Origin of the sequence: Photobacterium halotolerans DSM 18316, assembly GCF_000425165.1 — a bacterium.
Lineage (GTDB): Bacteria > Pseudomonadota > Gammaproteobacteria > Enterobacterales > Vibrionaceae > Photobacterium > Photobacterium halotolerans.
In genome coordinates this window covers 220,994-243,071 of the sequence record NZ_KE384320.1, presented here as the reverse complement: position 1 = coordinate 243,071, position 22,078 = coordinate 220,994, and the positions used below count along the sequence as shown (strand labels likewise).

The window sequence follows — 22,078 nt, the reverse complement described above, 5'->3', positions numbered from 1 at the left end:
AACAAAGGATTGTAACCTGTTTGGGTATGGCATAGAAGCGCAGGGAAAGATCCGGCGATCCTGGTAATAAGCCCAATAGTTAAAGAGAAAAGGTGATCTTTCTCGCAGAAAAATATCCTAATTAATCAATAACCCATATACACAGTTTTATTAAGGGCTTATTCAGGGAGAAAGGATACTCTGGTTGCGCATAAAGTGAACCTCTGCTCTATGCTTGGATTGGGTTGTGAAATTTTTATGACGCCGGCAACAGGCTTTGACTGCCTTTTTGCTGTTTCTGGCGGAGCAACCTAGCTTGCTTTTTGCGCTTATGAGTGCCATCAGCGTTGTGGCCACTCAGAACACATACTCAAGGAAACAAAGATGAAAAAAACACTAGCAGCGGCAATTATCTCCAGCGTGTTTGCCAGTGGCGCAAGCTACGCGGCGAATATCTATCAAGGCGAAGATGGCAGTGAAGTGAACCTTTACGGCCGTCTTGGCTACAACATTACAGACAAAGCAACTGATGATGGCGACACCAACGGTGAATTTGATGCGCGTCTTGGCCTGGGTGGCTCTCAGCCAATCAATGATCAGTTTTCCGTGATTGGCTGGGCCGAGTACCAGGTCAATGCCGCAGAAGCTGAAAACTCTGGCGATGACAGCCTGTCCCCTCGTTATGTCTGGGCCGGTATCGACGGTAAAGAAATGGGTAAAGTAACGGGCGGCCGTGTGGCTTCCGGTCTGATCATGTTTACCGACATCGTTGACGTGTTTGCCTTGTCTGACATCGCTGCAGCCCGTCAGGCAGAGCTGGTTGATGGTACTGCCGTCCAGGTGTTCCGTCAGGATGCGACGCTGCAATATCAGAACAGTATCAATGGCTTAGACTTCTCTCTTGGCTATATCTTTGGTAACAACGATAAAAACGCGTTCGGTAATTCACTGGATAACGGTATGAATGCCGCACTGCGCTATACGCTGGATCTGGGTCAGGGCGGACGCCTGGCGCCTGTACTGGCGTATCAGTACAGCGAAGATAAAGACGGCAACGAATATAATTTCTGGGGTGTGGGTGCGACCTATAGCATCAACGCTTTCACTTTAGGCGCACAATACTCTGAGGACGAAGTGGATGCCGGCGCTCCCAGCAAGAGTAAAGATGAAGTGTGGGAAGTGGTTGCCATCTATGATCTGAACACCGACTGGACACTGCGTGCAGGTTACCGCAACCTGGAAAACACCGACGGTGACGAGTTAGAGCTGAAAGACACCACGCTGGAAGCTCAGTATCACCTGACCAGCCGTTCTTCTCTGTTCACCAGCTATGTCTTCCGTGACGGTACAAACGGCGTTCTAGGCGGATTCGGCGGCGATGCCGACGAAGACTTCTACCAACTGGGTATTCGTTACGAGTTCTAAGCAGCTCGCAACAAGTGACAATGCAAGGCCGGAGCACGCTCCGGCCTTTGTTGTTTCAGCGCCGGGGTATTTTAGCCCGCCTTGTAATCGGCTTTATCCAGATTGTGCTTTTTCATTCTCAGATAGAGCTTTTTACGCGGGATCTGCAGGTAAGTGGATACTTCATTAATTCTGCCGCCGAAAAGGTACAGGGCATCTTCAATCACCTGCTTTTCATAGTCGTCAATCAGATCATCCAGCGGGCTGCTCATTTGCTCCAGCGACTGGGTTCGCTCCTGTCCGGTCAGTTTGACGATACCGATCGCGTATAGCTCTGCCACGTTGCGTAATTCCAGCACGTTACCTGCCCAGGTGTGCCGGTTGAGCGTATTGATATAGGCTTTATCGACCACAGGGACGGGCTTGTTCAGTTTCTGGCAACTGGCCTCCAGAAAGTATCTGAACAGCAGTGTAATATCGCTTGCCCGTTGCCTTAATGGCGGCATGACAAACCGTACCTGACTGAGAAAGTAAAACAGCTCGGGCACCAAGGTTTCTGTTTCGACCGCTTGTTCAGCCGTTCCTTCAATGATCGCCAATACCCGCACTTCCCTTTTCGCCAGGCGTTCCTGCTCGAGGAGAAAACGGCATAACCAGTGTTGTGCCTCGGTCGGCATAGCGGGCAGATTATTAATGCAGAGACTGCCTTCACGGGCGTTGAGCATTGCCCGTTGCAAATCGGAGGTACGCGCTACCTTACTGCCGCATAATTTAATGAACGGCCCTTTGCCCATATTCGTGTGGGCATGAAGCAAACGGGCAAGGGTATGGCGCCCTGTTCCGGCTTCTCCTTCAATCAGGACATCTTTATCATTGTTGTCCGTTGCTGCAATCTGATCACGGAGTTTGACTATCAACGGGCTGTCTCCCAGCAGCACATCGCTGGCTGTCTGCCGGAGGCTTTTACGGTGTTCAATCAGCTGCTTTCGCTTCGGCAGGTGTTTGTCCAGCAGTGTGATCAGCGCTGCGGGCTGTAAGGGTTTTTGCAGAAAGTCGGCCGCCCCGTTTTGCAAGGCGTCCACCGCCATTGGAATATCACCATGACCGGTGATTAATATCACAGGCAGGGCGTTATCCAGCGATTTAATCCGGTGCAACACCTCTTTTCCATTCATACCAGGCATATACATGTCGGTAATCACCACGCCGGGCCATTCTTTGTGCAGTAAGGTCAGGGCCTGCAACGGATCGGTAGCTGTCCGGGTCTGATAGCCCGCGACTTCCAGCAGGTGCTGGTAAGCATCGGCAACATCCTGATCGTCATCAATGATCAGTACTTCAATGTTATCGCTCATCGTCATCTTTCTTTAACTCCAAAACAACCATTGCGCCTCCTTGCAAGGTGGAAGCAAGGAAAATATCGCCGTTCAAGCGGTTCATGATGGAACGGCAAATGTTCAGTCCCAGCCCCAGGCCCACGTCTTTAGTGGTGGTAAAGGGGGTGAACAGTTTTTCAATAATGTCTCTTGCAAAACCCGGGCCCGTATCACAAATGGCCAAACTGAAGGTCCGGGGGGCTGCTGAGTGATGCAGCAGTTCTACGTAAATCTCTCTGGTATCACTGCCTGCCACCGCATCACAGCTGTTGATAAACAGGTTCACCAGCACTTGTTCCAGCTGAACAGGATCGGCCATGACCTGAAACGGGCTGTTTATTCTGCTGATCAGCTTGGTCTGCTGAACTTTCAGCCTGCTTTCTATCAGTTGCCGGGCATGATTGATCGACTCTTGAATATCAACGGCCTGAAGCATTCTGTTGGCCGATTGTTTTTTCGCGAAATTGCGCAGGCTGGTAATGATGCGGGCCATGCGTTCAGTCAGACTGTCCATTTTGTCCAGACTGGCTGCAAGCTGAGTGAGGTTGTTTTTATCCACGGCCATCCGTGTGGCAAAGATATGGGTTGTCATGGCCGACAGCGGCTGGTTCAGCTCGTGCGCCAGCGAGGTCATGGTTTGTCCGACCACCGCCATTTTGGCCGCCTGGATCAGTTCATCCTGTGTGGCCCGTAAATCTTCCTCAATGCGCTTTCTGTCTTCGATTTCGGCTTTCAGCTGCCGGTTTCGCTTGGTCAGTGACTCGGTTTTTTCCTGCACCATGTTTTCCAGCCAGCGGGCCGCGCTTTCCTGTTCGGTAATGTCTGTCACAGTGATGATGACTTTGGTTTCCCGTCCCTGCTTGAACTGGCGAAAATCCAGACGAAGATAGCGCGGTTCGCCTGAGTGTGTCTGTTTGATGGTGAGGTTACAGGCGCCATTGGACTGTAAAGGGCTGCTGGGCAGAAACAGGCGTTTCAGACGGGGCTCCATTGCACGGTTAAACAGCGCCCAGATAGTCTGATTGTCAGGGATAGCGTCGGCACCAAACAGCGATAACGCACTGGGATTAACCGATTCGACGATGCCGGATAAATCACAGGTGATGATACTGGCCTGGGTATTATTGATCAGGTTCAGGGCATTGGCGCGCTGCATTGCCAGCATTTGCTGGCGGAATTGACGCAGACTGTCGCCCAGCAGGCCAATTTCATCATCACCATCAACCTGAATTCTGGCATTGAGATCGCCGTGCGCGACGGCATACAGATCCTGGCTGAGTTGATTCAGGCGTGCGACAATCCCACGGCTGACCAGATAGACAGACAGAAAGACGGACAGGGTAATGGCCAGCACTACCACGCCAAGCAGAATGTAGCTGCTGATGATGACAGACTGGCGGGTGTGATCGTTGAGAGCGAGCAGTGATGAATCCGCCTGGCCAACCATGGTCTGGATCAGCTCTTCCTGATAAATCAGACGGTTGTTGATGCGTTTGTCATAACTTCGGATTGTTTTCTCCAGCGCAGACAACACGCTCAGTTGCCTTGCCACCGGGCCATTGGGCTCAACCTGGCTGATCATGTCGTCGAGCTGCTGCCGGAACGCCAGTGTCGAGGGGTAGTGGCTGAGGTAGTCACTTGTGGCCTTCAGCTGCTCGGTTTTATAACCTATGTAGTGAAAAGCGTTGGTGATGTCCCGGTTATCACCCTGATGAAACATTTCCTGTACCAGATGGAACAGCTCACTTTCTTTTACTGTGATGGACTGAATGAGAGAAAACTCGTTCACCGTTGCCCGGATGGTGTCACTGTCCAGGTGATTGGGGGCGGTACGTGTTAACTGCCACTCCACTTCCTGGCGGATGGGAGCAAGCTCATCCACCACTTTTTGGTGCAGCCAGCTTATCTGGTTTTCCGATTGCGCCAATGCCAGCAGCAAGGTCGATCGCTGACTCAGTAAATGACTGTAGGTGTCTATATCTTTGAGCAAACCTGCGTGTTCAATTTTCAGCGCCGGGTAGGAGGACAGGCTGGCTGTGCTGGCAATGGAGTGGGTGATCTTTTCGGCTTCGGTCTGAATGTGCTGTTTCAGCTCTGCGTGACGGGCCGGATCTTTATTGAAACCGATTTTATGCAGACTGTCTTTCAGCGCCGCGGTGCTGCGTTCCAGATGATAGCTGGCTCTGAGTGTCGGCAGGTTTTTGCTGACAATCGCATCGATCTGTTCCTCCAGGTTGTCCCATGTCATCAGCGCGATGAGGCTGACACCTATACTCAGGAACGCCATCAGGCTGATGGCGCTTATCAGACGATTGCCGATCGTTTTGCGCTTTAGCATCACCGCTCCTGTCGATAAGACATGAGTATGCCTTGCGATAAACGGATGGATTGCTGTAACTGCCGGCTCATTTGTGCTTGCCAGAGCCCGACTAAACGCTCAGAAGCCGGGTGGCGAACAGGGTCCTGCAGCGATAAAAAATCCGCTGTCCCGGCTTGCTCGGCGCTGATCACTGTGGTTGAAGCCAGCGTAACGGCCAGTTCCAGTTGCTCGGTTTGCTGAGGCGTCAGGGCCGGCAGCTGCCGGATGTTATGGATCAACTGCCAGGCATAGTTCAGCAAGGGCTGTTGCTGGCTGATGCTGATATCGAAGAGTTGCTGTACAGCGACCGCCCGCTTTTCCATTAACCCGGTATCGACAGTGAAAGTCGCAGTGTCTATGGCCGGTGTATCCGCTCGGCGATATTTGTAAATGGGGGATTGCTCGATACGCGCCTGCGAGGAGGCAGACAGCATAAACCGCACGAACTCAATACCCATCAGGCGGGACGGCTTCCTGTCCAGTGCGGCAATATAACTCGGCAGAACAATACTGTCGGGCTGATACTGAAAATGAATGAATGGGAAATGATCTTGCTGTTCTCTGGCATAACTGTCGATAACCAAACCGATACCAGACTGCCCGCGGGCAACGAGATCGGTGGCGCGCTGGTTGCTGGCCGAAATGGCATTCAGGTTGCCCCCCAGCTGTAAAAGCAATCGCCAGCCTTGTTGCCAGCCATAACGCTGGAGCAGGCTTTCCACTATCAGGTAGGTGGTCGCAGAACGGGAGGGGCTGCTCATCACCAGATGGTCATGATAGACAGGGGCAATGAGTGACTCCCAGCGCGACGGGACAGGCAGCGCATACCTGTCGATATAACGCTGATTCCATATGATGCCGCAGCCCGAGTATCCCAGAACGGCAATGTAGTCTGAATCGAGTTGGCTGTGTTCACTGCTCAGTTCGGAAACCGGCACCAGAGAATGGCTGTCTGCCAGTGGCTGAAACAGGCGCCGGGAAGAGGACAGCACCACATTCACGCCATGATCAGGTCTTGCCAGCAGTGCCAGCCCTTCATTTTCCCGGCGCGGCAGAATAAGGACATCCCAACCGGGATGCTGCTGCTCAAAAACCTCAATACTGCTGCTCAGCAGGGCAGGGTTGAAGGTGGTCAGAATCACCAGCTGCTTGTTTTCACTGGCGTGCAGAGGGAAAGTCGCCAGTAATAATACGATCACAAGGCGGTATAACATGACAAAGAATCCTTCCTTACGTAGCCTGACTCATTTCCTGGTTCCCACCGTTACTCACTGTTTGCAAAGGCAGACAGAAGAGGTCGTGCGTTACGCGCTTATATACAAGTAAGAGTCACTGGGGAACAGTAAAAAGTGGATTATCATGGCTGAAGTTATGGTCGGCCAGCTCTTTTGGTACGCCCTGTGCGACAAAATGCGCCAATCGTGACCCAATTATCAGTAAATTTGCGATAATTCACTCAAATCTATCAGAACATCGGATTTCGCCAATAGGTACATTGTCAAAAAGAGATGCCGGTAATATGACGGCTTGCTGTTAAGTCAGGCGGATTCAGGGATCGATCAGGCGGGGAAGGCGGCCCGAATCATGTCGAGGCCGCGATGCGGGAGACATTTCTCGTCACCCAGACTCATCAGTCAGGCGCTGAGTATTTGCTGTATCTCGGTGGCGGAAAGATGATATTGGCGAGGGCACTGTTGCCACACATTCAGCATGCGGCGATATTTACTCTGCATCGGCACATGACTGTTAAAATTGTGCTCTGAAGGCAGGAAATGCGGATACAGATTTTCTACCGCTGTCAGGAAGCGAACATAATGCATCTGCTGGGGTTCACTGGCGGCATCAAACCCCAGAAATGTCAGGCGGCGGGTATCAATCCGGGCCTGCTCGGCTTGGTTTAACTGTTTGCAGGATTCTTGCATGGCATGGTGCATTTCCATCACTTGCAGGATTTCTTTGCATTCATCTTCTGAGAGCGCTCCGAAGTGTTTATTCAGTTCCCTCAGCTGCAGCCCGTACCCGCGCTCTACTATGGTTTGCAGACGCTGAAACTTACCGGCATGCTCGGGATCGAGCTGCGCCATCAGGCGATATTGATTGGACAAAATGAGACGTTGTGCATGTGTCATTTCCATAGTGATATCCTGCAATGATTTTACTGGTTACAGCATAGCAGCAAGTCACTGAGCGGCTTTGATCTGAGCCGGGTTTGCGGCCGAGTTTACAGAAAAACCGACGGTATTTGCGTTACACTGGCCGGAATGAAGTGTGATTCAACTGGGTGATTACAATGCAAGGATGCTGGCAATGACAATGCTTCCCTGGGCGGGCTGGGCCGTATGGCTGGCTGTGCTGTTCTTCTCTTATCCGCGTGAATTCTATCCTAAGTTCAAACACCAGAAAGACTATCAGCACCTGGTGTCCGGGACTGTGGTGGTACTCTTTCTGTTGTGGAGTTTAAGGGCCGGACTGGTCGACGGGCTGAAAGTCCATTTTCTGGCCTTGACCGTACTGACCCTGACCCATGGCTGGCGAATCGCCATTTGGATAGCGGCGGTGCCTGGTTTGCTGTTGGCGGCCTTCGGCATTCAGGACTGGCAGGATCTGGGGCTGGTCAATCTGACCAGCGTGGTGGTGCCCGTACTGATCAGTTATTGGGTTTTCTTGCTGAGTTACCGTTACCTGGCCCGGCATCTCTTTATTTATATTTTTGTCGCGGCATTTTTTAACGGCGCCCTGTCACAGGTGGTCCATATGCTGCTGACAGGCAGCTGGATCTGGCTCGAAGGAGAGTACAGCTGGCAATATATCGTTGATAACTACTTATTGCTCATTCCCTTGCTGCTGTTTCCCGAAGCGCTGCTCAACGGTATGTCGACCACCTTGCTGGTGGTGTACAAACCCGAGTGGGTGAGAACCTTTTATGAACGGGACTATATTTACCAGCGGGATAAGTAGACCTGCACGGGCATCCAACTGGCCGGGATCCTGGAGGGATCAATACATCACATTGGGATGATATTGCGACAGGATGGCTTTTACCCTGTCCATCACCGCTTTTGACGGCGGTTTGACCCCTTCCAGCGGATAGTCATACCCCATCGCTTCCCATTTGTGCGCGCCTAGCTGGTGGTAGGGGAGCAGTTCGATTTTCTCGATATTGTCCATATCCTTGATGAATGCTCCCAACTGATGGGCAGAGGTGTCATTGTCGGTAAAACCGGGTACCACGACATGACGAATCCAGGTTTTCTGCCCTGTCTTGTGCAGATAACGGGCGAAGTCGAGAATGCGCTTATTGGGCACGCCCACCAAATCATGGTGGATCTCATCGTCAATTTGCTTGAGATCCAGCATCACAAGATCCGTTGCTTCCAGCAGCTCATCAATCACAGGGGTATGTTTGCGGACATAACCGTTGGTATCGAGACAGGTATGGATGTTCTCGGCTTTGGCCGCCCGGAAAAAGTCGCGAATGAATTCTGGCTGTAATATCGCCTCACCGCCGGATGCGGTGACACCGCCACCTGAGGCTGTCATGAAATGGCGGTAAGAGAGGGCTTCTTTGATCAGCTCATCCACGGTCATTTCACGTCCACCTTCCAGATCCCAGGTATCACGGTTGTGGCAGTACTGGCAACGCAGCAGGCAACCTTGCATAAACACAATAAAGCGTATGCCCGGGCCATCTACAGTACCGCAGGATTCAAAGGAGTGAATACGGCCTTTTGCTGTCATAACGTGGCGCTCCCGGATAAAAAATGGCATGGCTGTTTAAGTATAATCCCCGCGACTCTTGCAAGCCGCGGGGAAAGTGCAGTGCCGGGCAGCTGATGCCCGGCAAGGGTTTACAGCGACTCAGTAAAGGTACGTGCAATCACGTCCTGCTGCTGTTCAGTCGTCAGTGAGTTGAAGCGTACCGCATAACCGGACACCCGTATGGTGAGCTGCGGGTATTTCTCCGGATGCTTCACGGCATCTTCCAGTGTTTCACGGTTCAGCACATTGACGTTCAGGTGCTGGCCGCCTTCAATACCGGCATCGTGGTGGAAATAACCGTCCATCAGACCGGCCAGATTAGCACGGCGGCTATCGTCCGATTTGCCCAGCGCATTGGGCACGATAGAGAAGGTATAAGAAATACCGTCTTTGGCGTGCGCAAACGGCAGTTTACCCACGGAGGTCAGCGAGGCTACTGCGCCTTTTTCATCGCGACCGTGCATAGGGTTGGCACCCGGTGCGAAGGGCTGACCGGCACGGCGACCGTCCGGGGTATTACCGGTTTTCTTACCGTACACCACGTTGGAGGTGATGGTCAGAATAGACTGAGTCGGAATGGCATCGCGATAGGTTTTCAGCTTACGGATCTTATTCATAAAGCGTTCGACCAGATCGCAGGCGATGTCATCGACACGGGCATCGTTATTACCGAATTTCGGATAGTCGCCGTCGATGTCAAAGTCAGTGGCAATGCCGTCTGCATCGCGCACCGGTTTCACTGTGGCGTACTTGATGGCAGACAGGGAGTCCGCCGCCACCGACAGGCCGGCAATACCACAGGCCATGGTGCGACGCACGTCTCTGTCGTGCAGTGCCATCAATGCCGCTTCGTAGCTGTATTTGTCATGCATAAAGTGAATGGCGTTCAGCGCGGTGACATACTGTGTCGCCAGCCAGTCCATCAAAGAATCCAGACTGGCCATCACTTTGTCATAGTCCAGCACCTCATCCGTCATCGGGGCCGCTTTCGGGCCGACCTGCAGTTTCAGTTTTTCATCCACACCGCCGTTGATGGAGTACAACAGGGTTTTTGCCAGGTTGGCCCGGGCGCCGAAGAACTGCATATGCTTACCGACCACCATAGGCGAGACACAGCAGGCAATGGCGTAATCGTCTGAATTGAAATCCGGGCGCATCAGATCATCGTTCTCATACTGGATAGACGAGGTATCGATAGACACTTTGGCGCAGAATTTCTTAAAGCCTTCCGGCAGGCGTTCAGACCAGAGCACTGTGATGTTCGGCTCCGGGCTTGGCCCCATGGTGTACAGGGTATTGAGGAAGCGGAAGCTGGTTTTCGATACCAGTGTCCGGCCGTCAACCCCCATACCGCCAATGGACTCTGTCGCCCAGATCGGGTCGCCGGAGAAGAGTTCATCGTACTCAGGGGTGCGCAGGAAACGCACCATACGCAGTTTCATCACGAAGTGGTCAATCATTTCCTGTGCCTGCTCTTCGCTGATCTTACCGGCTGCCAGATCCCGCTCCATGTAGATATCCAGGAAGGTCGAGGTGCGACCCAGTGACATCGCCGCCCCGTTTTGCGATTTCACCGCCGCCAGATAGCCGAAGTAAGTCCACTGAATGGCTTCTTGCGCGGTTTCGGCCGGACGCGAAATGTCGTAACCGTATTTGGCGGCCATTTCTTTCATCTGTGCCAGCGCATGGTGCTGATCAGCAATTTCCTCGCGCAGCTGCATGGTCATCTGCAGATCTTCGCCTTTCTCGAAACGCGCTTGCAGCGAGGTAAACTGAGCCAGTTTGTCCTGCATCAGATAGTCAATACCGTACAGGGCGACACGGCGGTAGTCGCCTATGATGCGGCCACGGCCGTAGGCATCGGGCAGACCTGTCAGCACCCCTGACTTACGGCATTTCATGATGTCAGGGGTATAAATATCGAACACCCCCTGGTTATGGGTCTTGCGGTACTCAGTGAAGATTTTCTTCACCTGAGGATCCAGCTCGCGGTCGTAAGCTTTACAGGAGCTCTCAACCATGCGGATGCCGCCGTTAGGAATGATAGCCCGTTTCAGCGGGGCGTCCGTTTGCAGACCGACGATAGTTTCCAGTGTCTTGTCGATATAGCCCGCATCGTGTGCGGTGATGGTAGAAATGATGGACGTATCGAAATCAACAGGAGAGTGTGTGGCGTTTTCCTGTTTGATGCCTTCCATCACTTTAGCCCAGAGCTTCTGGGTTGCCGCTGTGCCCTCACTGACCAGAAAGTCTTCATTGCCCTCGTAAGGGGTGTAGTTTTTCTGGATGAAGTCACGGACGTTGACTTCGCTTTGCCATTCACCGGCCCTGAAGCCTTCCCAAGCCGTAGCAAATTGATCTGCCATATTTTACCTACCTGTTTTCGTCAGTAGAAAATGTCTGCAAGTGCTGCCATTAGCCCGCAGCCTGTGCAATTTGTATCATCTCTGTCAGTGCGGCTTTTTGATTTACCGCACTGACAGGTCGGAACGTTTTGTTTTTCCGTTTATCCCAGAAGGGCGGGGATACCAGGGATCATGCCAACTGCCAGCATGGCTCCCAGGCACACCAGTAGTGTCAGGCCCGGGATGATGATGCGGTCAGCCAGTGTCAGGTGATTCGGGCGCTCTTTGTCACCAATAAGACCGTTGTTATCCAGCAGCATAGTGACAGCCCATCCGAACACCGGGTTCACTGCCATGGAGGCGAAAATGCAGATCCCCGCCGACTGGCTGGACCTGGCATCTTTTACCATCTGCATACCGGCTTCCAGCAGCGGCAGGAACACACCGGCCAGCAGGGCAATCGTCATCACCGGCGGCCAGATCGCAATATCCATAGGGTAGCCGATAATAGCCACAATGATGCATATGCTGCCCAGTAAAATGGCACCGGCCGGAATCGGGCGTTTGGCGATGGCGGCCGGGATCATATATGTCCCCCAGGACGAGGTGACATTACCGCCGCCAAATGCCGCGCCGACTATCTGACGAACCGAGCAACCTGTCATGGTGTCATCGACATCCATCAGGGCTTTCTCGGTTTTTTCAGGGTAGTTCATTTCCTGAAAAATGCGGTGACCAAGAAAGTCGGGCGACCACATGGCAACGGCCAGCAGGGCAAACGGCAGCGAGGCAATGAAGTGCGCCATGGTCGGCATGCCCAGTTTCCAGCCTGTTTCTGTCGATCCCCACCAATAGGCCGGGTTCAGATTGGGCAAACCGGGTGTGGTATGGAACTCGAACGGGGCGCCCATGATGGCGGCGATGATGCCGCCAGTCACTGCGCAGACAGGAATCGCCAGCCAGCGCTTGCCGATACGGGCCAGAAAGGCATACAGCACAATAGAGACAAAGAGGATGAAAGTGGCGATATAGCCCATATTGATGTCGCTGCCCCAGCTCAGCAGGCTTTTTATCTGGCCGCTGGAGCCGACAAAACCCAAGAAGATCAGCAGCCCGCCAGCCACGCCGTCACTGGTGAGTTTGACCAGCCGGGAGCCGCCTTTACACAGGCTGAGCGCCAGGCCGAAACCGCCCAGTAAAATAGCCAGCGCCAGCGGGTGGCCGCCGGCGGCGGCAATCATGCCTATCATGGGGATCATCGGGCCATGATTACCCGCCAGATTGGCGCGCGGGTTCAGAAAACCGGATACCAGAATACAAAACAGCGATGCCGATACCAGCATCTCTACCCTGACGTTCTCAACCACGAAATCCGGGCCAAGCCCGTAAGCTGCGGCATAAGAGGACATCACGGCCGAATACATCGCAATAATGCCGATAGTACCGGCTACCGCGGGCACCAGATCTTCCCACTCAAAACGGAAATCACGGCCGGGCAGGTTCAGAGCCCACCGGCGCGGATTCAGGATCTGAAGCTCATGGTCAAGATACCGGGAGCGGCTGGAAAAGTGGCTGGCGGGTCTGTGATGGGCCGAATAACGCTCGGGATCCACCTCGGTTTGGACGTCACCGAATTGAAGGTTTGATGACATAAGGGCCTCGTTCTACAAGTTTATAATTCTTGTGTTCTGCACCGGAGGGATGGCCTTAATCCAGTGCAGATATATGTTCTGGTATCAATTACTGATAATGCAGACAGTGTACTCCCCGGGATCCCACGAAAAGTTGATCCTGATCATCCAAGTCTTTTGTTTGAAGGAATACTACGGAAATACCCGTATTTGGTGAGGCGAAACGGGGCGTTTTGGGATTGTGTGTAATTTTTTTACGTAACTTTCAGTCTTACTAAGCAGAAGAAAGGGGGAGCGGACAGAATACGGCGCAGAAAAACGCACTGTTTGTGTCCTCTGCGACCATTTTCGCGTGAGGAGCAAATTCAATTTCTGCAAGCCTCGTCATGTTATGACGAATTTTATATTTAGCGTAAAGCACATTATCAGTTACTCATTCTGCATGTTTGCCCACTTTCATTTTGCTGAGGCAAACAGAAGGAATGATTGGCTGCGGGAGGATTGTTATTCTCTTCATGGCCCGAGATCGATTACATCCTGGCGTAATCAAAGCCGTTGTCTTTTTCACCCGTAAATTCAGAAGACTCCCTGTTGTGCTTTTATTTATCGGCCTCTGATGTTTATTCTTTTTATCGCTCGCAGCGGATAATCCGGCCTGATGTATGAAACTGATTTTTTATACTAAAATAGTGAGAATCTATTGCGCTTATTAAATAATCGCTCGCCGTGGTTTATTGATTAAATATGCGATTTTTCCATCTTATAATGCTAAAATCCGAAAGTTAACAAAATGTTGTCAAGCAAAGTTCGTGGTGATACCTTCGTCAAAGGGCTGCGAAAACAGACTATCTCACTGTCGGATTACCGAGAGGAGCAGGATGAATGGTAGCGTCACTAACTGGCTTGATAAAAAGATAAAGTTATCCGTGGCGTGTATTAGTGATGAGTTACCAGCAATAACAATGGGTAACTAATATCGTTCTGCTAATGTTGGTGTAGTGTTAATAGTGATGTGATGCGAACTTTCACTATCATGCATAAAGACGTTAGCCGACAGTATTCAGCGCATTCAGCCACATTTGCATCATTCGTTTCAGGTGCAGTATTTGGGTTTGACAAGCAACAGGAGACAAAGCGCATGACAGAAGCAGTAGCGCTTGAAGTAAAGGATTTACATAAATCTTTTGGCCAGAATGAAGTATTGAAAGGGATATCGCTCACTGCGCATTGCGGGGATGTTATCTCTATCATTGGCTCTTCTGGTTCAGGTAAAAGTACATTTCTTCGCTGTATTAACCTGTTGGAAACGCCAACTCAGGGTGAAATCTGGGTCAATGGCGAACTGATCAAAATGAAGAACAATCGCCGGGGCGAATTCCTGCCTGTCGATGATCGTCAGGTGCAGCGCATTCGCTCCCGTCTGGCCATGGTCTTTCAAGGCTTTAACCTCTGGTCACACATGACTGTACTGGGAAATGTCATCGAAGCACCTGTTCATGTCCTCGGTGTACCTAAAGCGGAAGCCATCGAAAAAGCCGAAGCCTTGCTGAAGAAAGTGGGTCTGTATGAAAGACGCCATTATTACCCGGGTCATCTCTCCGGCGGTCAGCAGCAACGGGCTGCCATTGCACGTGCACTGGCGGTAGACCCCGAAGTGATGCTGTTTGACGAACCTACCTCCGCCCTTGACCCTGAACTGGTCGGTGAAGTATTGGGCGTCATGCAGGATCTGGCCCAGGAAGGACGCACCATGCTGGTGGTGACACACGAAATGGCGTTTGCCCGCGATGTGTCCAATCAGGTGATGTTCTTACACCAGGGGCTGGTTGAAGAGCAGGGACACCCTGAAAAGCTGTTCCAGAATCCGGATTCAGATAGATTAAAACAATTTATTTCCTCCATTTACTAAAATAGGGATGTGAGTTTTACTCAGACCCGATAATTAACAACTTCGCTGTTTCAGCGGTTTACAACCATCCCTCGCTCACAAACGGGATGGATGCAAATACAACAGGAGTAAGACAATGAAAAAATGGATTTTGGCTGCCGCCGTCGTTTCTGCTCTGGGGGCCACCTCAGTTCAAGCGAAAGAGTGGAAAGAAATTCGTTTCGGTATCGAAGGCGCCTATCCTCCATTCAGCTGGACCGAGCCAAGCGGTGAACTGAAAGGTTTTGACGTCGACATGGCCAATGCGCTGTGTGAAGAGCTGCAAGCAAAATGTAAGATCGTCGCTCAGGACTGGGACGGTATTATCCCGTCTCTGCTGGCGCGTAAATACGATGCCATCATTGCTGCGATGTCGATCACTGAAGAGCGTAAAAAGAAAGTTGATTTCACCGGTAAATACGCTTTGATCCCTAACAAATATGTGGCCAAGAAAGGCACACAGATTGACTTCAGCAAAGAAGGCCTGAAAGGCGTGAAAATTGGTGTTCAGCGTGCAACGACGCACGACAAATACCTGACCGACAACTACGGTGATTCTGTTGAGATCGTCCGCTACGGCTCTTTTGATGACGCTTACCTGGATCTGAAAGCCGGCCGTATCGCCACCGTACTGGGTGATGCTTCAGCGCTGGAAGAAGGTCTGCTGAACAAAGAGGGCGGCGAAGAGTTTGAGTTCATCGGCCCTTCTCTGACTGATCCTAAGTGGTTCGGTGAAGGCTTCGGGATTGCAACCCGTAAGCAGGATAAAGATCTGACCGAACAGTTGGATAAAGCCATCCTGTCGCTGCGCGAAAAAGGCGTCTATCAGCAACTGGCATCTAAGTACTTCTCTTACGACGTATACGGTGACTGATCGCTGACAATGGACTCAGAGACATAACATTTGTCTCCCGGTGTACGAGCGATGTGATGAAGCGAATGAGTGCCGGGTCGAGGGTGGCTCGGCATTTTTACTATCTGTCGCTGACTCTTTGCAGTTTAAAGGAGTGACCCCTTGTTAGATTTAAAAGGATACGAATGGTCGTTGATCGAAGGCGCATGGGTGACCTTGCAGGTTGCTTTGCTGTCTTTGGTGCTGGCGATGGTATTGGGCATGATGGGCGCGCTGGCAAAATTGTCACGATATCGCCTGGCCCGGTTAACGGCGACCACATACACCACAGTCATCCGCGGTATTCCTGATCTGGTACTCATGATGCTGATCTTCTTTGGCGGTCAGGTACTGCTGAACAACAGTTTGTATGGCATCAATGAGTGGCTGAACAATTATTTTGCGTCGTCAGATCCCAGCCATGAATGGACGGCTTATCTGCCTGACTATATCGAAGTCAGTCCTTTCGTCGCGGGTATACTGACCATTGGCTTTATCTTTGGCGCCTACATGGCGGAAACCTTCCGCGGTGCCATTATGGCGGTGGATAAAGGCGAGCTGGAAGCCGCGAAAGCTTACGGCATGAGCAGTGCGATGTCGTTCCGCCGTGTCCTGTTACCGCAAATGATCCGCCATGCCTTACCGGGCTTTGGCAATAACTGGCTGGTATTGCTGAAAACCACAGCACTGGTCTCTATCATTGGCCTGGATGACATGGTGCGTAAGGGGGCGCTGGCCGCCGGTACGACTCAGATGCCTTTTACCTTCTATCTGGCAATTGCCGTGTTGTTTCTTGTATTTACCTCGCTTTCCACTTCGGTACTGAAGTGGGCAGAGCGTCGGTTCAGTATCCATACGAGGTAAGAGATGGACTTTAGTATTCTGACTAATAGCTGGCCGCTGTATCTGCAAGGTTTTTACACCACACTGTGGATGGTGGCGCTGGCACTTGCCATTGGTCTGGTGATTGCCATTCCTATCGGTGTGGCACGAAACAGCAAGAACCCGCTGATTTCAGGGCCGGCCTGGGCGTACATCTACTTCTTCCGTGGCACGCCACTGCTGGTGCAGCTGTATCTGATTTATTACGGCATGAGTCAGCTGCTCAATGTGCAAGGCACGCTCTGGGAAGATGCCTGGTTTTGTGCCCTGGTCTCCTTTGTGCTCAATACTGCCGCTTATACTGCAGAAATCGTGCGGGGCTCCATCAACAGTATGCCGAAAGGGGAAGTGGAAGCGGCGAAAGCCTACGGTATGAGTCACTGGCAGGCTTTCAGCCGGATTATACTGCCAAGCTCGCTGCGCCGCGCCTTACCGGCTTACAGTAATGAAGTGATCTTCATGATCCACGGCTCGGCGGTCGCCGGTATCGTGACCATTGTCGATTTGACCGGTGCGGCACGGATAGTGAACTCCCGCTATTACGCGCCATTTGAATCCTACCTGTTTGCAGGGCTGTGTTACATGGTGCTGACCTTCGCTGTGATCTGGGCTTTCCGCAAGCTTGAAGGGCGATTCCTGCGCCACATGAAAGCGCTGAGCTGATACGATTCCTCACGCATCAAACAATAAGCCAAGGCACCTGCCTTGGCTTAGTTGTTTTATGGCATCTTATCGCATGGTGAAATCAGCGATTACACTGCGACCTACACCGCCACTGCATCGTACAGGCTGATGCCCGTCAGCGCGGCCACTTGATCAAGGTACTGGCGCACCCGGGAAGGGAACGTCAGCCCTTTGACCACAGTCAGGTTTCTTAAGGTCGGGAACAGATTGACATCGTCATAGCTAAGCACATTCTCACGCTCGGAAGGCAGGGTCAGCCAGTCGAGCTGAGCAAGTACTTCTTCCATACCACTGAGGTACTGCGCTGTCTGCGCAAAGGCGTCATCAAAGCTTTGTTCGATCATGGCTGACTTATTGCTTTCAAACCAGTCTTTGGCTTCCTGGCACTGAAACTCAGGCAGGTCAATCATCAGCCAGCGCGGATACACTAAACGGCTGCTGAAAGGCCGGGCAGCGTCGTACCACTCGGCAATGCGTGCCTCATGGCGGGATTCAGCCAGCAGAGGCTGACCGTCCTGCCCGTCAAGATAGCGGGCAATATCCAGGCTTTCAGCCATATAGCTGCCGTCAGGTTTTTGCAGAATAGGCACCATGTTGGCACCCACTTTATCAATGCGCGCCTGCACATCATGGTTTTGCAAGAAAACCAGCTCAACACCGGCTTTTTTCAGCCCGGCCACCATCATGGCTTTAATGCAATACGGGCAGTGATCGAAAACAAAGAGTTTCATTTATTCAAACCTCGTCAAACCCAGCCCCGGATGAAGGGGGCCGGCAGTGGATTTATGGCGCTGATTAGTTGAAAACAGACCAGATAGGTGCGTGATCAGACGGCTTTTCGATACCGCGCAGTTCGTAATCAATACCGGCTTCCTGGCAACGGGCCGCCAGCGACGGGGTCGCCAGAACCACATCAATGCGCAGGCCGCGGTTGTCGTCAAAACCTTTAGAGCGGTAGTCAAACCACGAGAATTTGTCATCCGCGGTGGGATGAAGCTGACGGAAGGTATCGACAAATCCCCAGTCCATCAGGGTTTTCAGCCATTCGCGCTCAATCGGCTGGAAGGAGCATTTACCGGTTTGCAGCCAGCGCTTGGCGTTCTGCGGGCCAATGCCGATGTCCAGATCAATGGGGCTGATATTGATATCGCCCATGACCACCAGCTCTTCATCATTGCTGTGATGGGTATTGAGGTAGGTCATCAGATCGGCATAAAACTTTTCTTTGGCCGGAAACTTGGTTTCGTGATTGATGTTTTCACCCTGAGGGAAGTAACCGTTCAGCACAGTCACGGTTTTACCGTCTGCCTGCTCAAAGGTGGCCATGATCATCCGGCGCTGGGCTTCATCATCGTCGGTGGGAAACCCTTTACGGACATGAACCGGTTCCTGCTTGCACAGCAGCGCAACACCGTAATGGGCTTTCTGGCCGTGGTGGTAGACTTTGTAGCCCATGGCTTCTACCTCTTCCAGCGGAAAAGCGTCGTCATGTACTTTGATTTCCTGCAGGCCGATCACATCCGGCTGGTGTTTATCGATCACCGCTTGCAGTTGATGGAGTCTTGCTCTTAATCCGTTGATATTAAAAGAAATAACTTTCATTTTATGCGTCTGTATTGTCAGGGTTTAGAATGAAGCCATCCTAGCACAGTTGCTTGTCATCGCGTAAGGCCGGCGCTGATCTGTTCGAATATCTTGATGATCTTTACCGGATTTTCTGCGCCGACTGCTGACCCTGCCTTACCTATAATCAAGGCAAGTGAAATCAACGGTGAGGCGAGTATGGGTAAACTGATCAAAGGTGTGTGGCACGATGTGTGGTACGACACAGATAAAAGCGACGGCGAATTCGTGCGTGAAGATGCCGGCTTTCGCCACTGGTTAACGGCGGACGGCAGTCAGGGACCACAGGGCCAGCAAGGCTTTAAGGCGGAATCCGGCCGTTATCATCTTTATGTCTCGCTGGCTTGCCCCTGGGCGCACCGGACCTTGATATTCCGTACCCTGAAAGGACTGGAGCCGCATATCGGGGTCACTGTAGTCAGCCCGGACATGCTGGAACATGGCTGGGAGTTTGCGCAGCCGGAACCTCTGTACGGTTTTGACTTTATGCACCAGCTGTACGCCAAAGCCAAACCCGATTATACCGGCCGGGTGACAGTGCCTGTGTTGTGGGACAAAGAAACCCACACCATAGTCAGCAATGAATCCTCCGAAATTATCCGCATGCTGAACAGCGCCTTCAACGAAATCACCGGTAACCAGGATGATTACTATCCCCGGTCGGTTCAGGCCGAAATCGATTTGTGGAACGCGTTTATTTATCCGTCGATCAATAACGGTGTGTACCGGTGCGGCTTCGCCACCACTCAGGAGGCTTACAGCACGGCATATTCTGAGTTGTTTACAGCGTTGGATAAAGTCGATGCGCATCTCGCCAATCACAGGTATTTAACCGGTAATCAGCTGACAGAGGCCGACTGGCGGTTGTTTACCACGCTGATCCGCTTTGATGCCGTGTACGTGGGCCATTTTAAGTGCAATAAGCAGCGCATTGCCGATTATCCGAATTTACAGGGTTATCTGAAGGAGCTGTATCAGGTGCCGGGCGTGGCTGAAACGGTCGATTTTTACCACATCAAGCGCCATTACTATTTCAGCCATCAGATGATCAATCCAACCGGCGTGGTGCCTCTGGGGCCAGAGCTGGATCTGGATTCGCCGCACGACAGGGGCAGATTCAAGCTGACGTCCTGATGCAGACCCCATGCAGGCCTAATGCAACCTCCTAATGGAGCAGTGGCGCCCAGATTTCAATGCGGACCGGCGGCAAGTCCCGGTTCACTGAGTAAGGCAGTGGCACAGACAAACCGCCTGTCGCAGGATCGGATTGTCTGCTGGCGCGCATTCGGCCCAGTATCTCGCTGCGCCACTGAGCCAGCGCATCAGGCAGAGGCATCATGCTGACGGCAAGCAGGCTGGAACGCACACGGGTTGCCAGACCAGGCTCTTGCAGCCTGAGCAGGCAATCCAGACGTCCCAGATGCGCTTCGCTGCAGAGCGGATAGTCGTGAATGATGGCATCAAAATGAAACAGCGCCTGGGATGGTTGCGAGTGGCGAATGGCCTGCGCGTGCTTGAAGGTGGACTCCAGCCAGCGCAATGCGTCAAAGGCATGGCTGTTTTCCCGCAATGCCTGCAGCCTTAACTGGCTGTGACCGTCAAAGCTGTCTCTGTGTTTGAGTACCTGACAGATATCCGCAATCAAACGGGTTTCGCCGAGTTGTAACAGCAGCGGCAGCGCATCGGCCAGAATCACCGACGGCAGCTTATTGAGGCGTTCAAAATAGCCGGATAAGCCGAGCAGCAGACGGCGCTTGGCTTTCAGCGTTTTGCCTTGTGCCAGCAGCAATCGGGCATTCAGTAACTGCTTGAAGCAATAAAGAAAAGGGCGCTGTGCAGGCAGTAATCTGTGATGGGCGCGCTGGGCTATCTGGGTCAGAGTCCGGTGGAGCTGACGGCGGGCGCGCTGATCATCCAGACTGAAATACAATTGCTCGAAGCTGGCACTGAATTCGGCCAGGCAGATAATCCAGCCAACATCAATAATGGGTAAATGGGTGGCCAGCGAGAGCCCGGCCTGAGCGAATGCGTCCGGTTGCCGGCACTTTGCGGCCAGCTGCGCGACTTGCAGGGCTCTGTGACTGGCAGAGGGAGACAGTTTCAGTGCCCGCTGGGCTGTGGCCAGTGCCTGTAGCGGTTGCCCTTGCCCGGCCTGATAGTTCGCCAGCAAATCCATCGCCTCAAGGCACAGAGGGTGTTTCCCGATCAGGTATGTCAGCAGCTGCTGGGCTTTGGCTGAATCACCACACTGGTGCTCAACTCTGGCTTCAGCCAGCGTGACTTTGATTGAGGGATGATAGCTCTGAAACAGCCTGATATAACGCCGGGCCAGCGCCCAGTCTTTTTTCTCCATCAGCATATCGAGCAGCAGAGCTTCCAGCTGGTAATCCGGGCCGTGCTGCAGCAGTTGCTGTTTACAGTGCTGGATCCCCTGATCCAGACCATGTTCACTCAATTGCTGATACACAGGCAGCCGGGCCTGACTGTTGCGCCATGCGTGGCCCAGCTTTTGCTGCAGTGTGTTGAGCGGCAGCGGTAAAGTGACAAAGGCATCCGGTTCGACCGCCAGCGCATTGAGCACCACTCGTGCACTGGTGTCTGCCGAAAAAATTACAATCCCGCAATCGGCGCTGAGCAGCTGTTTTTTCCGCAGCAGGGTCAGCAATTCGCTGCCTGTCAGGGTGTTATCCAAATGAAAATCGACCAGCAGCAGATGATAGGCCGAGCGCTGGCAATGGCTGATGGCTTCGCGATAGTTGGCAGCGGTGTCAATGTGACGCAGGCCAATCTGCACTAACACCCCTTTCATCAGGCTTTGGGCGCTGGGCTGATCGTCGACCAGCAGGACTTTCAGCTTATGCCAGGGCGGGGGAGCTAGGCTCATGGTGTGCAATCGGGTAGCCATCCTGTGTCCTCAGAGCAACCAGAATGCAACTGCATGCAAATGTGGCGGCAGTCACACTTTCAGATAGACTGAGTGTAGTCGGTTTTTGTGTTGAAAAATTGCGCTATGTGGCGATCAGAGGGCAAGAAATCATAAAGTCGCAGAAGTGAGAATTGAAGAATAGTGGCTGGATGGTCACAAAGAGGAATAAAAAAAGCCAGCGTGATGCGCTGGCTTGAAAGATGGTGGAGGGAGAAGGATTCGAACCTTCGAAGGCGGAGCCGTCAGATTTACAGTCTGATCCCTTTGGCCACTCGGGAATCCCTCCACGGG

The 22,078-nt window shown here is 52.4% G+C and carries 17 protein-coding genes and 1 tRNA gene; 7 read left to right on the top strand and 11 right to left on the bottom strand.

Features of this window, described 5'->3' with window-relative positions:
• Positions 1-363 precede the first annotated feature (363 nt).
• Positions 364-1,404, top strand: coding sequence for a porin (locus H511_RS0114315; RefSeq protein WP_027252920.1), 1,041 nt, complete (start codon positions 364-366; stop codon positions 1,402-1,404).
• A gap of 71 nt (positions 1,405-1,475) precedes the next feature.
• On the opposite strand, the gene H511_RS0114310 is transcribed toward H511_RS0114315, so the two are convergent.
• From H511_RS0114310 to H511_RS0114295, 4 genes are all read right to left on the bottom strand, one after another.
• On the bottom strand, positions 1,476-2,744 hold the full coding sequence (locus H511_RS0114310; RefSeq protein ID WP_027252919.1) for a sigma-54-dependent transcriptional regulator: 1,269 nt from the start codon (positions 2,742-2,744) through the stop codon (positions 1,476-1,478).
• Complete coding sequence (locus tag H511_RS0114305; RefSeq protein ID WP_027252918.1) at positions 2,728-5,097, bottom strand: ATP-binding protein; 2,370 nt, start codon at positions 5,095-5,097, stop codon at positions 2,728-2,730. Before H511_RS0114305 ends, H511_RS0114310 begins: the two co-directional genes overlap by 17 nt.
• Complete coding sequence (locus tag H511_RS0114300) at positions 5,097-6,332, bottom strand: ABC transporter substrate-binding protein (RefSeq protein ID WP_027252917.1); 1,236 nt, start codon at positions 6,330-6,332, stop codon at positions 5,097-5,099. The genes H511_RS0114305 and H511_RS0114300 overlap by 1 nt, the downstream gene beginning before the upstream one ends.
• Before the next feature lie 420 nt (positions 6,333-6,752).
• Positions 6,753-7,253 carry a YfbU family protein gene (locus tag H511_RS0114295; protein ID WP_027252916.1) on the bottom strand — a complete coding sequence of 167 codons (501 nt, stop codon included), beginning with the start codon at positions 7,251-7,253 and terminating at the stop codon, positions 6,753-6,755.
• 172 nt (positions 7,254-7,425) lie between these two features.
• Between H511_RS0114295 and H511_RS0114290 the strand changes: the two genes are divergently transcribed.
• A complete protein-coding gene (locus H511_RS0114290) occupies positions 7,426-8,076 on the top strand; it encodes an energy-coupling factor ABC transporter permease (protein WP_338091547.1) in 651 nt (216 codons plus the stop codon).
• A 39-nt stretch (positions 8,077-8,115) separates the two neighbouring features.
• Here H511_RS0114290 and pflA read toward each other — a convergent pair whose 3' ends face one another.
• The 3 genes from pflA to H511_RS0114275 all read right to left on the bottom strand — a co-directional run bounded on the left by pflA (position 8,116) and on the right by H511_RS0114275 (position 12,874).
• The gene (gene pflA / locus H511_RS0114285) at positions 8,116-8,856 is read right to left on the bottom strand and encodes a pyruvate formate lyase 1-activating protein (protein WP_027252914.1); all 741 of its coding nucleotides are present in this window, start codon (positions 8,854-8,856) and stop codon (positions 8,116-8,118) included.
• Between the two features lie 110 nt (positions 8,857-8,966).
• The gene (gene pflB / locus H511_RS0114280; RefSeq protein WP_027252913.1) at positions 8,967-11,243 is read right to left on the bottom strand and encodes a formate C-acetyltransferase; all 2,277 of its coding nucleotides are present in this window, start codon (positions 11,241-11,243) and stop codon (positions 8,967-8,969) included.
• Positions 11,244-11,383: 140 nt separating this feature from the next.
• Complete coding sequence (locus tag H511_RS0114275; RefSeq protein WP_027252912.1) at positions 11,384-12,874, bottom strand: DUF3360 family protein; 1,491 nt, start codon at positions 12,872-12,874, stop codon at positions 11,384-11,386.
• 1,117 nt (positions 12,875-13,991) lie between these two features.
• Between H511_RS0114275 and H511_RS0114270 the strand changes: the two genes are divergently transcribed.
• From H511_RS0114270 to H511_RS0114255, 4 genes are all read left to right on the top strand, one after another.
• Positions 13,992-14,762 carry an ABC transporter ATP-binding protein gene (locus H511_RS0114270; RefSeq protein WP_027252911.1) on the top strand — a complete coding sequence of 257 codons (771 nt, stop codon included), beginning with the start codon at positions 13,992-13,994 and terminating at the stop codon, positions 14,760-14,762.
• Positions 14,763-14,877: 115 nt separating this feature from the next.
• Positions 14,878-15,654, top strand: coding sequence for an ABC transporter substrate-binding protein (locus H511_RS0114265; RefSeq protein WP_027252910.1), 777 nt, complete (start codon positions 14,878-14,880; stop codon positions 15,652-15,654).
• A 141-nt stretch (positions 15,655-15,795) separates the two neighbouring features.
• A complete protein-coding gene (locus H511_RS0114260; RefSeq protein WP_027252909.1) occupies positions 15,796-16,536 on the top strand; it encodes an ABC transporter permease in 741 nt (246 codons plus the stop codon).
• A 3-nt stretch (positions 16,537-16,539) separates the two neighbouring features.
• A complete protein-coding gene (locus H511_RS0114255; protein ID WP_027252908.1) occupies positions 16,540-17,217 on the top strand; it encodes an ABC transporter permease in 678 nt (225 codons plus the stop codon).
• A gap of 101 nt (positions 17,218-17,318) precedes the next feature.
• On the opposite strand, the gene grxB is transcribed toward H511_RS0114255, so the two are convergent.
• Together grxB and xthA are read right to left on the bottom strand one after the other, a co-directional pair.
• Positions 17,319-17,969 (bottom strand): glutaredoxin 2, encoded by a 651-nt coding sequence (gene grxB / locus H511_RS0114250; RefSeq protein WP_027252907.1) that lies wholly within the window; start codon positions 17,967-17,969, stop codon positions 17,319-17,321.
• Positions 17,970-18,033: 64 nt separating this feature from the next.
• A complete protein-coding gene (gene xthA, locus H511_RS0114245; RefSeq protein ID WP_027252906.1) occupies positions 18,034-18,840 on the bottom strand; it encodes an exodeoxyribonuclease III in 807 nt (268 codons plus the stop codon).
• Positions 18,841-19,020: 180 nt separating this feature from the next.
• On the opposite strand from xthA, the gene H511_RS0114240 reads away from it, so the two are divergent.
• Positions 19,021-19,995 (top strand): glutathione S-transferase family protein, encoded by a 975-nt coding sequence (locus H511_RS0114240; protein ID WP_027252905.1) that lies wholly within the window; start codon positions 19,021-19,023, stop codon positions 19,993-19,995.
• A 31-nt stretch (positions 19,996-20,026) separates the two neighbouring features.
• Here the strand turns inward: H511_RS0114240 and H511_RS23480 are convergent, their stop codons facing one another.
• A complete protein-coding gene (locus H511_RS23480; RefSeq protein WP_081669286.1) occupies positions 20,027-21,766 on the bottom strand; it encodes a response regulator in 1,740 nt (579 codons plus the stop codon).
• Positions 21,767-21,988: 222 nt separating this feature from the next.
• Positions 21,989-22,073, bottom strand: a tRNA-Tyr gene (locus H511_RS0114230).
• Positions 22,074-22,078: the final 5 nt, after the last annotated feature.